Source organism: Opitutia bacterium (genome assembly GCA_016217545.1).
GTDB lineage: Bacteria > Verrucomicrobiota > Verrucomicrobiia > Opitutales > Opitutaceae > Didemnitutus.
This window is the reverse complement of sequence record JACRHT010000012.1, coordinates 200,378-215,547: the sequence shown is the minus strand read 5'-3', so window position 1 is coordinate 215,547 and position 15,170 is coordinate 200,378. Positions and strand designations below refer to the sequence as shown.

At 69.0% G+C, this 15,170-nt stretch carries 11 protein-coding genes; 7 read left to right on the top strand and 4 right to left on the bottom strand.

Annotated features, from left to right (window positions below; genetic code table 11):
• The first annotated feature begins 14 nt into the window (after nt 1–14).
• Nucleotides 15–3,131 carry a TonB-dependent receptor gene (locus HZA32_07925; protein MBI5424002.1) on the top strand — a complete coding sequence of 1,039 codons (3,117 nt, stop codon included), beginning with the start codon at nt 15–17 and terminating at the stop codon, nt 3,129–3,131.
• A gap of 2 nt (nt 3,132–3,133) precedes the next feature.
• Complete coding sequence (locus tag HZA32_07920; protein MBI5424001.1) at nt 3,134–4,192, top strand: TlpA family protein disulfide reductase; 1,059 nt, start codon at nt 3,134–3,136, stop codon at nt 4,190–4,192.
• Between the two features lie 18 nt (nt 4,193–4,210).
• On the opposite strand, the gene HZA32_07915 is transcribed toward HZA32_07920, so the two are convergent.
• Nucleotides 4,211–5,710 carry a PLP-dependent transferase gene (locus HZA32_07915; protein MBI5424000.1) on the bottom strand — a complete coding sequence of 500 codons (1,500 nt, stop codon included), beginning with the start codon at nt 5,708–5,710 and terminating at the stop codon, nt 4,211–4,213.
• 154 nt (nt 5,711–5,864) lie between these two features.
• Here HZA32_07915 and HZA32_07910 point away from each other — a divergent pair, with 154 nt between their 5' ends.
• The 4 genes from HZA32_07910 (at nt 5,865) to HZA32_07895 (ending at nt 12,918) form a co-directional block, all read left to right on the top strand.
• Nucleotides 5,865–6,896, top strand: coding sequence for an alpha/beta fold hydrolase (locus tag HZA32_07910; GenBank protein ID MBI5423999.1), 1,032 nt, complete (start codon nt 5,865–5,867; stop codon nt 6,894–6,896).
• 4 nt (nt 6,897–6,900) lie between these two features.
• A complete protein-coding gene (locus HZA32_07905; GenBank protein ID MBI5423998.1) occupies nt 6,901–9,381 on the top strand; it encodes an aspartate kinase in 2,481 nt (826 codons plus the stop codon).
• A gap of 511 nt (nt 9,382–9,892) precedes the next feature.
• Nucleotides 9,893–10,195, top strand: coding sequence for a hypothetical protein (locus HZA32_07900; protein MBI5423997.1), 303 nt, complete (start codon nt 9,893–9,895; stop codon nt 10,193–10,195).
• A 236-nt stretch (nt 10,196–10,431) separates the two neighbouring features.
• Nucleotides 10,432–12,918: a recombinase gene (locus HZA32_07895; protein ID MBI5423996.1), complete on the top strand. Its 2,487-nt coding sequence runs from the start codon at nt 10,432–10,434 to the stop codon at nt 12,916–12,918.
• A 127-nt stretch (nt 12,919–13,045) separates the two neighbouring features.
• Here HZA32_07895 and HZA32_07890 read toward each other — a convergent pair whose 3' ends face one another.
• Nucleotides 13,046–13,765, bottom strand: a complete 720-nt coding sequence (locus HZA32_07890; GenBank protein MBI5423995.1) for a Crp/Fnr family transcriptional regulator — start codon at nt 13,763–13,765, stop codon at nt 13,046–13,048.
• On the opposite strand from HZA32_07890, the gene HZA32_07885 reads away from it, so the two are divergent.
• Nucleotides 13,758–14,489 carry a histidine phosphatase family protein gene (locus HZA32_07885; GenBank protein MBI5423994.1) on the top strand — a complete coding sequence of 244 codons (732 nt, stop codon included), beginning with the start codon at nt 13,758–13,760 and terminating at the stop codon, nt 14,487–14,489. The two genes, HZA32_07890 and HZA32_07885, sit on opposite strands and share 8 nt — an antisense overlap.
• A 10-nt stretch (nt 14,490–14,499) precedes the next feature.
• Here HZA32_07885 and HZA32_07880 read toward each other — a convergent pair whose 3' ends face one another.
• Both HZA32_07880 and HZA32_07875 read right to left on the bottom strand, forming a co-directional pair.
• A complete protein-coding gene (locus HZA32_07880; GenBank protein ID MBI5423993.1) occupies nt 14,500–14,847 on the bottom strand; it encodes a cupin domain-containing protein in 348 nt (115 codons plus the stop codon).
• Nucleotides 14,844–15,083 carry a DUF2249 domain-containing protein gene (locus tag HZA32_07875; GenBank protein ID MBI5423992.1) on the bottom strand — a complete coding sequence of 80 codons (240 nt, stop codon included), beginning with the start codon at nt 15,081–15,083 and terminating at the stop codon, nt 14,844–14,846. Before HZA32_07875 ends, HZA32_07880 begins: the two co-directional genes overlap by 4 nt.
• Nucleotides 15,084–15,170: the final 87 nt, after the last annotated feature.

Sequence of the window (15,170 nt, the reverse complement as noted above, 5' to 3'; positions counted from 1 at the left end):
CCTTCCGGCTCACCATGTCACCTCGTCATCTCTTCGCGTTGCGCCGGCTCGCCGGCTTTTTCCTCGTGCTTTTGTTCGCCGTCGGCCTGTCCGCCGCCGAGCCGGTTCGGAAGAACTTCGACGTGCCCGCCGGCGACGCCGCGGCCACGCTCCGGCAATTCGCCGAGCAATCCGGCGAACAGGTCGTTTTCCTCGTCAACAAAGTGCGCGGCGTCGCGACCAAGCCCGTGCGCGGCGAGTTCACCGCGCGCGAAGCGCTCGAGCGGATGATCGTCGGCACCGACCTCGCGCTCGTGCAGGACGAGCAGACCGGCGCCCTCACCGTCAACCGCTCCGCCCCCGACGAAAAAAACGACGCAAGCCGTCCGGCTGACAGCCGGGCGGCGCAGGTCAAGGACGGCGCCGTGGTGCTCGACCGCTACGAGGTCACCGGTGTGCGGGAGACCGGCATCGTCAACCAGGGCGTCGTGCCCCGCCGCGAGAACGAGGGCGTGCGCTACACCGTGATCGACCGCGCCGAGATCGACCGCTCCGGCGTGACGAACCTGCCGGAGTTCTTCCGCAGCCTGCCGAGCAACACCAGCTTCGGCACCGGCTCGCAGAACCTCGCCGCCGTGCAGCTCGGCCAGACGGGCGGCTTTCCGTTTTCCTCCGACGGCATCAATCTCCGCGGCTTCGGCGAGAACCAGACGCTGGTGATGATCAACGGCCGGCGCCTCTTCGGCGGCGAGTTCGGCGGCGCCGACGTCAGTCGCATTCCGCTCAGCGCCGTCGATCGCATCGAGATCCTCGCCACCTCCGGCTCCGCGATCTACGGCGCCAACGCCGTCGGCGGTGTGATCAACATCATTCTCCGCAAAGGCTTCTCCGGCTCCGAGGCCAGCCTGTATCTCGGCGCCGCGCGCGGTGGCGCGGAGGAGGTCCGCGGCAGCGTCTTCCACGGCCGCCAGTTCAACGACGGCCGCACCGCGCTCAATCTCTCCTTCGAATACAACCGCAAGAACGACCTCCATCTCAGCGACCGCCGCTATTGGGAAGTCGCGCTCGAGCGCGTGCCGCCCGGCGCGCCGACCTACCTGCGCGACGTCCTCCGCAACGCCCAATCGCCGCTGCCGCTCGTCACCGTTTCCAGTCCCGCCCTGCCGCCGCTCGGCATCCCCGGCGCGCCCACCGCCGCGTGGGCCTACGTGCCGACCGGCTCGAACGGCGTCGGGCTCACGCCCGCCTCCTTCGCCGCCAACGCCGGCCAGCCGATCCGCGACCTGCCCTCGATCGGCCGCGCCAAGCTCGTGGCGCCGAGCGAGTCCTACGCCGCCTTCGCCTCGCTCGAGCACACGTTCAAGAACGGACTCTCTTCCTACAGCGAACTCAGCTGGCGCTGGGCCGACACCAGCGTCGGCGCGTATCGCACGCTCACGGTCATCAACCTCGGGGCCAACTCCCCCGTGAATCCCTTCCGCACGAACGTCACCCCGGGCTTCGTCGGCAAATCCATCTCCGTGCTCGTCGATCCCATCGACCTGCCCGACAGCTACTCCGACAGTGACAAGCTCACCCTGCGCGCCGTCACCGGTCTCAAGGGCAAGTTCGAGCTCTTCGCGCGTCCGCTCAACTGGGCGGTGGATTTCTCGGGCGACCGCAACGACGCCCACTCGGACGCCACCACCTACCACCTGCTCCTCGCGCCGGCCGTCGCGGCCGGATACTACAACCCCTTCCGCGATCTGCGCAGCGCACCGCTCGCCTCGGAGTCCGAGCTGGCCAAGTTGCGCGGCCTCGATACGCGCAACGAGGTCACCGAAATCGCCGCCACCAACTGGCGCGTGAACGGCGAGCTGATGGAAATCGCCGGCGCGCTGACGAATTTCTCCCTCGGTTTCGAAGTGCGTTTCGAGCACCTGACTTCCGATACCCAGCTCCGCTACGGCGACTACGCGCTCCTGCCCGGCTCGGCCTACGCGGATGAGGACATCAACGGCAACTCCTCCCGCCGCGCCATCGCCGCCTACGGCGAAGTCCAGGTCCCGCTCGTCGGCGAGCGCAACCGTCGCCCCGGCCTGTGGTCGCTCGATTTCTCCGCCGCGATCCGCCTCGAGCGCTACGACGATTTCGGCGCCGCCGCGCCGCCGATGGTGGCGTTCAAATACGCGCCGCTGCCGGACGTGGCGCTGCGCGCCAGTTTCAGCGAGGGCTTCCAGCCGCCCCGCCAGTCCGATCTCTACGCTCCCGTGCAGGACATCGGCCCGATCACGTTCGGCATCGCCACCGATCCGCTCCGCGGCGACGAACCGGTCGAGCCCGAAGTCTACCTCGTCGGCGGCAATCCCCGCCTGCGGCCGGAAACCAGCAAGACCTGGGACCTCGGCGTGGTGTTCACGCCGCGCCAAATCCCCGGCCTGACCCTCAACGTCGCTTACTACCGCTACGACAAGAGCGACGTCATCACTTACCCGAACGAGCAGGACCTCGTCACCTACGTGCCCGACCGCATCGTGCGCGGCCCGCGCCTGCCCGGCGATCCCGCCGGCATGCCCGGCCCGATCATCGAGATGGACGCGCGCCCGGTGAACCTCTCGCGCCTCATCACCTCCGGCTGGGACGTCAAGGCCGACTACCGCCGCGAACTCTCCTCGACGCGCAGCTTCGGCGGATCGGTCGAAGGCACCTACGTGTTGGACTTCAAGCAACGCTCGGTCGACGAACAGCCGTTCGAGGATCGCGCGGGCGATGTCGACCTGCTCGGCGACGGCCCGGTGAAGCTCCGCGGCCGCGGCCGCGTCTGGTTCAACACCGGTCGCTTCACCGCGAGTTGGACGGCCCGCTACATCCATTCCTACGAAGGTGACACCAACACCTTGAAACCCTCGCGCCCGACCCGCACCGGCGTCGACGGCGACAAGATCCCCAGCTCCACCGAGCACGACGTCCAGTTCAGCTACTCGTTCCCCGCGCGCGTCGGCGAGCGCACCAGCTGGCGCGACTGGCTCGCGGGCACGAAGTTCACCCTCGGCGCCTTGAACGTCTTCGATCGCACGCCGCCGCTCCGCACTGCGCGCATCAACCTGTGGCACAGCCTGCTCAACGACCCGCGCCAGCGGTTCGTGTATTTCGAAGCCACCAAATCCTTCTGAACATGCGCCTCTCGCTGCTGTTCGTCTTGCTGGCCGCCGCTGTCAGCTGCCTCGCGGCCGAGCCGGCCGCCGATCGTGCGTGGGCGGAGTTCGAGAAAATTCGGGACGCTTCCATGCCCGCCAACGCCACCAAGGCGGAAAAGAACGCGTGGTGGGACCGCAAAGTCGCCGACCTCGAGCGCCTCGGCGCTGCGTTCCTCGACACCTATCCGCAGGATCCCCGGCGTTGGGCCGTGGCCGTGCACCTCCGCGAGGTTCGCCCGTGGCCGGTTCCGGACACCGTTCCGCCGGCCTTCAACGCGCGCGTGCGCCAGCTCGCTGCCGAAGCGGTCGACCGAAGCGACGTTCCGACCGAAATTCGCGGAACGGCCTCCGTGCTCCTCATCGACGAGGAAGCGGCCCGCTGCGGGGAGAGTCCCACCGCCGCCCAGCTGCTGGCGATCCAGCGGCGACTCGACGATCACGTCGCCCGGTTCGGGGCGAATCCGGAACTTCGTTTGATCCAACTGCGCACGCTCGAGCGCCTCGAGGGCTTGGACCCTGCCGCCGCCGGTGAGATCGTGGAGCGGCTCGCCGCGAGCCCGCACGCGTTGCTGCGCGAGGTGGCGACGCGGCGGCAATTCCTCCGCCTGATTGGCCGCGCGCCGTTCGAACTGCGCTTCATCGCGCTCGACGGCCGCGAGGTCGACTTCCAGCAGCTGCGCGGGAAAGTGGTGTTGCTCGATTTCTGGGCGACGTGGTGCCAGCCGTGCGTCGTCGAGCTGCCGCGGCTCAAACAGCTGCGCGACGAGCACGGCGCCGCCGGCCTCGAGATCGTCGGCGTTTCGCTCGACCGGCCCGGCACCCGCGGAAAACTGGAAACCTTCATCCGCCAGCACGGCCTGACGTGGCCGCAGCATTTTCTCCTCAACGGCGAGGGCCGGAACGAACTCGCCGAGCGTTTCGCGATCACGTCCATCCCCGCGGTGTTCCTCTTCGATCGCACCGGCCGTCTCGCCGTCGCCAACGTCCCGCCCGAGCGGCTCGATGCCGAAGTCGGGCGACTGTTGCGCGGAGATTGAGCGCGGCGCGAGCGCGCCTCACTCGAGCGCGGCGCCAAGTGCCGCGACGATGTCGCCTGCGGGCTCGGTGCCGACCGACAGACGCAACAGCTCCGGCGGCAGGCCGGCATCGCGCAGCGTCGTGCCGCCGCCGCGCTGCGGCAGCAGGTCGTAGTGCGCGAGGTAGACGTAAGGACAGATCAACGTCGTCGCCATGCCGAAGCTCGGCCCCTTGGGCAGCGTGAGGCGGTCGTAGAAATTCGCGAGCGACCCGCGGAGGGTGAACGACACGACTGCGCCGACCGACTGCGGCGTGCGGGCAATGCGCGCGTAGTTGTCCCGCGTGGCTCGTTGCTGCGACCACCAGACGCGTTCGACGCGCGGATGCCGCTCGAGGAACGAGGCGACGAGCGGCGTCGTGGCATTGATGCGGCGCACGACGTCGGGCGCGGTTTGGATTTCCGCCGCGAGCCGCGCCAGGTCGCGGGCGTAAGGCGGATCGAGTTCGTCGCCGAGCACCGCGCGCAGCGCGTCGGCGTCGGGACCGGCGGGATTGATGACCGCCGCACCCGCCATCACGTCGCCTTCGTGCGAGGAGTATTTTGTGAGGCTGAACGCGGCGATGTCCGCGTGCGGCAGGACGTCGACGTTGAAGGGCGAGGCGATCGCCGGGTCGGCAATAACCCGGGCGCCGTGGCGATGCGCCAGCGCCTTGATCGCCGCGAGGTCCGCGGTCTGGACCAAGGGATTCGTCGGCGCCTCGGTGACGATGCCGGCGATGCGCGGGCCGTGCTGCGCGAAGAGTTTTTCCAGCGCGGCGAGATCGGTGACGTCGTGCTGCACGAGGTGGTCGCGCGCCGGCTCGGGGGTGAATTTCTTCAGCAGCGCGATGGTGTCGAGATACAGCCAGCCGAGTTGCACCCAGGCCGTGCGGCCGCGCGCGCCCTGCACACGCGAGATGGCGCGGAACGCCGCGTGCATCGCCCCCATGCCGCTGCCAGCGAGAAACAGGTCGCTCGCCGCCGCGCCGCCAAAGAGCGGCAGCAACACGCCCTCGATCGCCGTGCGGGCATTGCCGGCGAACACCGGCTCGGCCACCACCGCGCGTCGACCGAGCCGCGCAAGCGCGTCCTCGGCGCCGCGCGAGCTGAGCAGCCCGCCTGTGTGCTGGAGCCAGAGCTTGGCGCGCGCCGCGAGGTCGGGCTCGGCGGCGTGTAATACCACCGCGACGCCGCCATGCGCCGTGGCGCGCGCGCGGTCCGCGCCGAGTTGCGCGACGAGCGCGGCGGCAGCGCGGGCGTTGAGGACGGGCCAGACTTGTTCGCCGGGTTTCGCCAAGTCCGTCGCGAGCAGGCGCGTGAGCTCCTGCACCAGCGGATGCACTGCGAAGCGCGGATAGCCCGCGCGCATCGCCTCGATCACGCGCGCGTCGCGCTCCTCGTAGCCGATCACGTCCGCCATCGTCGGCAGGCTGCACGAGACAGAGTGCAATGAGCCGGGAATGGGCGTGCCGAGCGGCAGAGGGCGAAAAACGGACATGCGGCGATTGGCGCGCAGCCCGCGCGACGCCGCAACACGCGGACCGGTCACCGGGGCTTGATTCCATGTCATATCGCGAATGAGCCGAAAGACGTAGGGCTATGACTTGGTGGGGCGTTGAGACGGGGCCTCGCGTTTGGTGCGCTCCTCCGCCATGGCCACTCGATGTCCTGCCGCAGCGCCGCAGCACTTCATCCTCGCGCTGCCGGATCTCCGGCTGGCGCGCGGCGGAGTCGTGCGCCGGCATCGCATCGCGGCGTGGTGGTGGAGCCGTGAGGGCGACACGCCGGCCGAGCCGCTGGCCGACGTGCCGACCGTGCTGCTCGTGCACGCTCTCACCGGCAGCGCCCAAGTCGGCGGCGAAGACGGCTGGTGGGAGCCCTTGATCGGCGAGGGCCGCGTGCTCGATCCCACGAAGCATCGCATCCTCTGTTTCAACAACCTCGGGTCGTTCTACGGCAGCAGCGCGCCGGGCATGCCGGGCTGGCCGAAGTCCCGCAAGACGCAGCTCACGAGCGTCGATCTCGCCGGCGCCATTCTGCAGGGACTCGACGCGCTCGGCCTGAAACGCGTCGAACTCGTCGCCGGCGGCTCGCTCGGCGGCATGGTCGTGCTCGCGCTCGGCGCACGCGATCCGCAGCGCTTTGCCCGGCTCATGCCGATCGCCACCAGCGCAACGGCGACGCCGTGGACGGTCGGCTGGAATCACGTCGCGCGTGCCGCGTTGCGCGTCGATCCCGGTTATCCGCATCACGCCGCGCGCGGCCTCGAGGTCGCACGCCAGATTGCGATGCTCACTTACCGCGCCGAGCCCGGCCTCGCGCAAAAACAGACGGCCCGCACCATCGGCAGCTACCTCGAGCACCACGGCAAGAAGCTCCACGGCCGCTTCACCGCGCAATGTTACGAGTCGCAGCTCGACGCGATGGATTGCCACGACCTCACCGCGCCGCTGCCCGGCACGCGCGGCCCGGCGCTCGCGCGCATCAAGGCGCCCGCGCTCGTCGTCGACGTCGACACCGACCAGCTCTTCACGCCCGCGCAATCCGAGCTGCTCGCGCAGCAGCTGCGCGCGAACGGCACGAAAGTCGCTCGCGCCACGTTGCGCAGCCCGCACGGCCACGACGCGTTTCTCCTCGAGTGGACGCAGTTGGAAAAACTCGTGCGCCGCGCGCTGACCCTTTGAACCCATGAGCTCCTGGCAGATCTACAAATTCGGCGGCTCGTCCGTCGGCACACTCGGCCGCCTGCCGCGCGTGTTGGATCTCATCGCCGCCGCGCCGAAACCGGTGGCGGTCGTCGTCTCCGCGCCCGGCGACACGACGGACTGGCTCATCCTCGCCGCGCGCTCCGCCGCCGACGGCGAGATCACGCAGGCCCGCAGCGAACTCGGCCGCGTGCGCGAACTCGCCACGACCATCGCGCGCCCGGTGCTCACCGCGCACGGCTTGCGCGCGTTCAAGGCCGACCTCGACGAAGTGCTCATGCCCGTCGAACGCACGCTCTCCGGCATCGAACTCACCCGCGAATGCTCGCCGCGTTCGCTCGACGCCGTGATCAGCGCCGGCGAGCGCATCTCGGTCGCCCTCGTCGCCCGTGCGCTGAGCGAGCGGAATTGCCCGGCCAAGGCCGTCGACGCTCGCGATTTCGTCGCGACCGACGCGACCTTCGGCAACGCCGCCGTCGACAAGGCCGCCACGGCGGAAAAGTTCAACGCGCTCCTGCCGACGTTCTCGGGAGTCGCGCCGATCGTGACCGGCTTCATCGGCCGCACGCGCGACGGCCACACCACGACGCTCGGCCGCAACGGCTCCGACTACACGGCTACGCTCCTCGCCTCGCTGTTCAAGGCCGAGGCCGTCACCGTCTGGACCGACGTGCTCGGCGTGATGACCGCTGACCCGAACCTCGTGCGCGAAGCCTCTCCGGTCGACCGGCTGTCCTACGACGAGGCGCTCGAGCTGGCGTATTTCGGCACGCGCATGTTCCACTCGCGGACGATCATCCCGCTGCGCGAATGCGGCGCGGCGCTCGTCATCCGCAGCACGACGCACCCCGATGCGCCCGGCACGCGCATCGATGCCACAGGCAATCCCGATCCGGCGCGCCCCACGTGCGTCACGAGCCTCGAAAACCTCTCGCTCATCGGCGTGCAGTCGCGCCGCACCGGCATCGGCCGGCCCGTCGTCAGCCGCGCCGTCGCGGCCCTCGACGCCGAGGGCGTGCGAGTGTGGCTGAGCACCGAGTCGACGCTCGGCCAGACCTTCACCGTCGTCGTGCCCGTCGCCGACGAGGTGCGCGCGAAGGAGATCCTCCAGCAGGCGCTCGCGGCCGACTTGATGCGCGGCGACCTCACGCTCGGCCCCGTGCTCTCGCCCGTATCGCTCGTCACGCTCGTGGCCGAGTCGATGGGCCGCCGGCCGAACGTCGCCGGCCGCATGCTGCACGCCATCGGCACCGTCGGCGTGTCCGTGCGCACGATGGCGCAGGGCGCGTCGGCGCGGAGCATTTCGGTCGTCGTCGACGCCAGCGACACCGCGCTCGCGGTGCGCACGGTGCACGCCGCCTTCAATCTCGCACACGCGGAGCTGAACGTGCTGCTCCTCGGCAAAGGCATCGTCGGCGGCAGCCTGTTGAAACAACTCGCCGCGCACGGCGACGCGCTGCGCTCGCAGCATGACGTGAACGTGCGCCTCGTCGGCCTCGCCGGCAGCCAGGGCGGCATTTTCCACGCGCCCGGCTACGCGGCCGGCACGGCGGCGAAGACGCTCGCCGAGGCGAAGTCGCGCCGCGCGGTCGCGGAGCTGTTGCCCGAACTCGCGCGCCTGCCGAATCCCGTGCTCGTCGATTGCTCGGCCTCTCCCGGCATGGAGCAGCTCTACGTCGCGGCCTTCAATCTCGGCATCAATGTCGTCTCGGCCAACAAGCAGCCGCTCGCGCTCCCGCGCGCCGAGCGCGAAGCGATGTTCGCGGCCGCGCGCCGCCATTACCGCGCTTATCACTACGAGACGACTGTCGGCGCGGCGCTGCCGGTCATCGAGACGCTGAAAAACCTCGTCCGCACCGGCGACGTCGTCGTGCGCATCGAAGGCGCGTTCTCCGGCACGCTCGGCTTCCTCTGCGAACAGCTCACGCAGGGCGTCCCGCTCTCCGCGGCCGTGCGGAAGGCGAAGGACCTCGGCTACACCGAACCGCATCCGCGCGACGACCTCTCGGGCCTCGACGTCGCCCGCAAGGCGCTGATCCTCGCGCGCGAGCTCGGCCTGCAGCTCGACCTCGCCGACGTGAAGCTCGAGCCGTTCGTGCCCGCAGAACACTTGCGCGAGGACGATCCGGAAAAGTTCATCGATAAGCTCGCAGCCGCCGACGCGGCGTTCGTCGAGCGCGTCGCGAAATTGAAGTCCGAGGGCAAGCTGCTGCGCTATCTCGCGCGCATCGAGCCCGGTGCGAATGGCTCGTCGGTCACGGTCGCGCCCGTCGGCGTCGACGCGGCGCATCCAGCGTCGGGCTTGCGCGGCGCGGAGGCGTTCGTGGCGTTCCACACCGAACGCTACAGCCAGTATCCGCTCGTCGTGCGCGGCGCGGGTGCCGGCGGAGATGTGACGGCGTCGGGCGTCCTATCCGACATTCTGCGTCTCGCCCAGAACCTCCGCACCGGCCGGGCGAACTGAGCACGGAAGACGGAGGACGGGCGACCGAGGACAGCGCACGGAGAACAGAGGACGGGTAGGGCGGGACCGCTGGGCCCGCCGCGAATTCCTCGGCGCGGAACGGAGTCCGCGCCCCTACCTTGGCACGCAGGCGGCGAGAGCGGCGCGTGCTGCGTCGGCACGTTTTCTTGGCCACGGATTGCACGGATGAAAACGGATGGCACGGATGCGCTTCGTGGGAGGCATCCGTTGAATCCGACTCAATCCGTGCTATCCGTAGTCGACGAAATCGGCGGATACGGCACGGCGCGCGGTGCGTGAAGGTGGTCGCCGCCATCCCCGGCGGCGACGAAAGCCGCGAGCGCGCCATGTGCCGCCTTCGCCGGCGTCGGCAGGGACGCCGACGCCCACCTTGCGTGTTCGGGTGACGAATCTCGCTCGGATCGAGGTGCCTTGGCGTCGGCGGGGTTTCGGACCTCCTACGCAGCGCTGCGTATGGCTCCCGCGGCGGTGGCGCGCTAGACTGCGGGGCATGGACGATGAAGTCACCGTAGCATCCGCGCCACTTCGGCGCGTCGGGACGGCCGAAGGGGCGTTGCATGTCGCGGCGTTCGCGGCGGCGTTCGTGCTGCTTGGGCGCGCGTTCGAATCCGACATCGCTTTCGCGGTGCCGCCGGCCGCGGGGGTTTTCTGGGCGGGTTGGTATGGCGCGTTGCGCGCGGCGCGCGTGCGCGACTGGTTCGGACGCTGGGATGCGGTGTCGTTCAGCTTCGTGGCGGGCTATGCCGTGACGCTGGCGCTCACGACGCAGGCGGTGACATGGCGTTGGCTGTAGCTGAGAGCTGAGAGCTGAGAGCTGAGAGCTGAGAGCTGAGAGCTGAGAGCTGAGAGCTGAGAGCTGAGAGCGCGCAAGTCGTGCGCGAACAAACTCCGAAAAAATTGGCCAGAACTTTTTCCGTTTTTCCGCGGAAAAAGCTGCGCAGAAATTTGCGCGTCACCTGCGCGATAAGCCAACCGATGGTTAGCGGCGCAGCGGTCGCGTTCGTATGATGCGCGTTTCCCCGCACGAACATGACTGCTGCAACTTTACTCGCTCGCTTCTCTTCCCGCCACGCCACCACGGCCATCGCCGCTGCTGATCGCCGCGTCGTCAAACGCGACGGCACCACGATGCCCTGGGACAACGCCAAGGTCACCCGCGCCGTCGCGCTGGCGTTTTTCGAGGTGAAAAACGGCGCCGCCGACAACCCCGCGCGCGCCAACGCCGACGCGCGCTACGGCCTCGATGCCGACACCTTCGCGCGCTGCCAGGCGATCGCCGCTCGCGTCGGCCGCATGATCGAACTCGTCTACCGCCAGGGCCGGCATCCGACGATCGAGGAGGTGCAGGACACCGTCGAGAAGGCCATCGCTGCCGACGGCGAGTGGGAGGTCGCGCGCAGCTACATCATCTACCGCGCGAAGAAGGACGCCAACCGCCTGAATCACTACGCGGAGAACGGCCTCAGCGACTACATCGCCACGGCGAAATACGCGCGCTATCGCCGCGATCTCGGCCGCCGCGAGTCGTTCCCCGAGGCCTCGCGCCGCGTGATGGGCATGCACCTCGAGCATTTCAAGGACCGCCTCACGCAGAAACTCCCGCCGCCGGACGACCGTTCGCCGGTGCAGCCGGGCGACCGTCGCTTCCTCGCGGAATGGCTCGCGGGCGGCACGCTGCAGGACGCGATCCATCGCGCGTTCGGCGCGGTGGCGATGAAGCGCGTGCTGCCGTCGATGCGCTCACTGCAGTTCGGCGGCGACGCGATCCTCAAGAACCACGCGCGGCTCTTCAATTGCTCGTTCAGCCCGGTCGACCGGCTCGAGTTTTTCCGCGAATACTTCTTCCTGCTCCTCGCGGGCACGGGTTGCGGCTTCTCGGTGCAACGCCACCACGTCGAGCTTCTGCCCACGCTGCCGGTGCGCGGTGAGGAAATGGAGCTGCGCGTCGAACACTACGCGATCGAGGACACCATCGAGGGCTGGTCGGATGCGCTGCACTTCCTCGTGCGGAGCCACTTCGAGCACTTCAAGGCCGAGTTCAACTTCTCCGCCATCCGCCCGCGCGGCGCGGCGCTTGTGACCGCCGGCGGCAAGGCGCCCGGCCATCTGCCGCTCAAGCAGGCGCTGATCGACGTCGAGGCGATCCTCACGGCCGCTTCGGGTCGCAAGCTCCGCCCGATCGAGGTCTACGACATCTGCATGTTCACCGCGCGCGCCGTGCTCAGCGGCGGCATCCGCCGCTCGGCCACGATCTGCCTCTTCTCGCCCGACGACGAGGAGATGATGTCCGCGAAGACCGGCAACTGGTTCGAGAAAAACCCGCAGCGCTCCGCCTCGAACAACTCGGCCGTGCTGCAACGTGGCGCGCAGGACGACACGCTCTTCCGCCGCCTCTTCGCCGCGCAGAAGGAGTTCGGCGAGCCCGGCTTCTATTTCGCCGATCATCCCGACTACGGCTGCAATCCGTGCTGCGAAATCGGCCTGCACCCCGTCGTGGGCGGCGCGCTCGACGACGAAGCGGAGGTCGCGAAGCTCCGCGCGCTCGGCTACACCGGCTCCGTCGAACCCGGCACGCGGCTCTCCGGCTGGCAGATGTGCAATCTCAGCACGATCAACGGCGCGGCGCTGCAGACCGTCGACGATTTCCTCGTCGCCTGCATCCAGGCCGCCGTGATCGGCACGTTGCAGGCGTCCTACACGCACATCCCGTATCTCGGGCCGGTGACGCGCTACCTCAATGAGCGCGACGCGCTGCTCGGCGTCTCGATCTGCGGGTTCATGGACAATCCGGAAATCCTCTTCAACCCCGAGGTGCTCGAGCGCGGCGCGCGCCTCTGTCGCGCGGCGAACCAGATCGTCGCCTCCGTCATCGGTATCCGTCCGGCGGCGCGCGTCACCTGCGTGAAACCCGAGGGCACCGCGTCGCTCCTGCTCGGCGCGGCGTCCGGCATCCATCCGCACCACGCGCGGCACTACTTCCGTCGCGTGCAGGCGAACCGCAAGGACCCGATCTACCGGCATTTCCATGCCAGCAACCCGCACATGACCGAGTCGTCGGTCTACCGTCCCGAGACGGATGACGTCATCACGTTCGCCGTCGAGGCGCCGGCGCACGCCATCCTGCGCGACGAGATCGGCGCGGTGGATTTCCTGCACTTCGTCCAGCTCGTGCAGCAGCACTGGGTGCTCAACGGCGAGGCGCCCAACTCGCGCTCGCCCGGCCTGCATCACAACGTCTCCAACACCTGCACGGTGAAGAACGAGGAATGGAACGCCGTCTCGGAATTCATCTGGAAGCACCGCGAACACTTCACCGGCGTGTCGCTGCTCGGACACGATGGCGACAAGCGCTACCCGCAGGCGCCGCGCGAGGCCGTGACCACCGAGGACGATTTCGCGAAGTGGAACCGGTTGAAATACAACCCGGTGAACTACACCGAACTTGTCGAGCAGACCGACGAGACGAAGCTCAAGGAAGTCGTCGCCTGCGCCGGCGGCGCGTGCGAGCTGACGTAAGCGCGTCGCAGTCGGGTGTCGATCGCCATGCGGTAGGGGCGCTTGCCCTCAAGCGCCCTCTCCGCGATCGCGGGGCGTATGCGAAGGGCCGTTGAGGGCAACGGCCCCCACCCAAGCTCCCGCTCCTCTACGCCTCGCCCAGGTTGTGCCGCAGCATCGCGGCCAACTTCGCGGCGTCGTGCACGGCGATGCTCTTCGCCGCGACGGTGATCAGCTTCTCGTCGCGCAGGCGCGCGAGCGTGCGGGAGAGTGTTTCGCTGCTCGTGCCGAGTTCGGCCGCGAGCACGCGCTTGGTGCCGCGCAGCGGGACGACACCGTCCTTCGCGTCGCGCGCGTGTTTCACCAGCCAGTGGAGCAGGCGCGTCTCGACGTCCTTGAGTGTCAGGTCGTCGAGCATGCCGACGAGCACGCGCAGGTGCGTGCTCATCGAGCCGAGCATGCGCAGCGCGAGGTCGGGGCGACGGCCGATCAGCTCCAGCAGCGGCGCCTTCGGGATCAGCAGGACGGTGCTCGGCTCGACCGCGCGGGCGTTGGCCGGATAGCCGGTCGGCGACGCGAGCGAGGCCTCGGCGAGCGACTCGCCCGCGCGGAAAACGTGGATCACCTGCTCCTTCCCGGCGGCGTTGACCTTGTGGACGTTGATCGCGCCGCTCTGCACGAGGTAGCAGCCGCGCGAACTTTCGCCCTCGTGGAAAAGATAGTCGTCCTTCGCGAGCGCCACGGTCTGCGTGAATCCGGCGATCATCGTCAGGTCCTCGCCGGAGAGTCCGCTGAACAGCTGCGCGCAGCGCAGCGTGCCGATGAGGCCGGTGAGTTTGAATTCGGCGGAGCGGGGAGGCGTGGGCATGGACGGCGGGGAGCGGCGCGGGCTTGACCTGTCGGGCGTGGGCCGCGCATCAATTTTCACGATGCGTGGCGAAGCTCTTCTGGCAACCTTGCGAAACGAGGCCCGATCCGGTCATCCGGTGGCAGCGGTGCTGCGGCATGCGGCGCGCGAGGAAATCGTTGATCCGACGCGGCCGGAGTTGCCTCTTCTCACCGCGGAGGGCCACGCGGCTGCGGAGGCGTTCGGCGCGTCGCTCGGGGATTTCGCGCGCGTGCGGCTGTTTTTCAGTCCGGTGCAGCGCTGCCAGCAAACGGCCGAGGGCATCGCGCGCGGCGTGCGCCGGCTCGGCGCCACGGCCGAGATCCACGGCGCGCACGAGGCGCTCGGAATCGGCTACACGCGCGACCGCGACGAGTTTGGCCGGCTCTTCGAGTTGCACGGCCCACATTTCGTGCGCCTCTGGTGTGGCGGCGAACTGCCTGCGAACGTCATCGATCCGGCGGATCGTTGCGCGAGCGAGATTCTGGCTCACATCCGCGAGCGGCTCGCCGAAGTGGCGTCGACGCCCCGCGCGCTCGATCTGCACGTGTCGCACGACATCAACATCATGGCCGTGCGCGAGCAGTTCGTCGGGTTGCGGCATGAGGACGTGGGCTGGTTGAACTTTCTCGACGGCGTCGCGTTCGGCTGGCGCGAGAGCGGCTTGCGCGCGATCTACCGCGAGCGGCACCGCGAACTCGCCTGAGCGCGGCGACTCACGCGCGCGCTGCGGGCGGCGTCGCTTGGATCACGAGCAGCGTGAGATCGCTGACCGCTTTCACGGCGTGCGGTGCGGACGGCGGCAAGTGCAGCAACTCACCCGGCTTGATCAGCCGCGGCTCGCCGGCGACCGAGAATTCGCATTCGCCGGCCACGACCTGCACCAGCACGCGCGCGGGGCTGGTGTGCTCGGAGAGTTCCTGTCCGGCGGCGAAACGGAAGAGCGTCGCGCGCAGGCCGGGCGCAGTGAGGAGCGCCTGTGAGACGATGCCATGATCGGGCGCGCGGTCGGGCAGGGTGAGCGGGGCGACGCCGGCGGCGTCGGTGGCGAGAATGGCTTTCATGGGTTTTGCCTCCAGAAATTGACGGCCCACGCGCCGTCGGCGCGGCGTTCCATCGTGGATTCGAAGCCTTCGCTCTTGAGCAACTCGATCAGCGGCGCGGGAAGAAACGGCGCGACGATGGTCAGACCGTGCGTGGCATCGAGCGCATCGACGCGTTCGCGGATCAACGGGAAGGGTTCCGCGCCTTGAGCCAGCAGCGGCCGGACGTCGAAGATTTTGAAGGATTTGGGTTTCATGCGGCGCCGGGGCGTGGAGGGAAAAATAGCGGGGAAAGCGGTCCGGCGCCTTGACGCAGGTCATGCTCGGGCCGCGAGGCGGAAGTT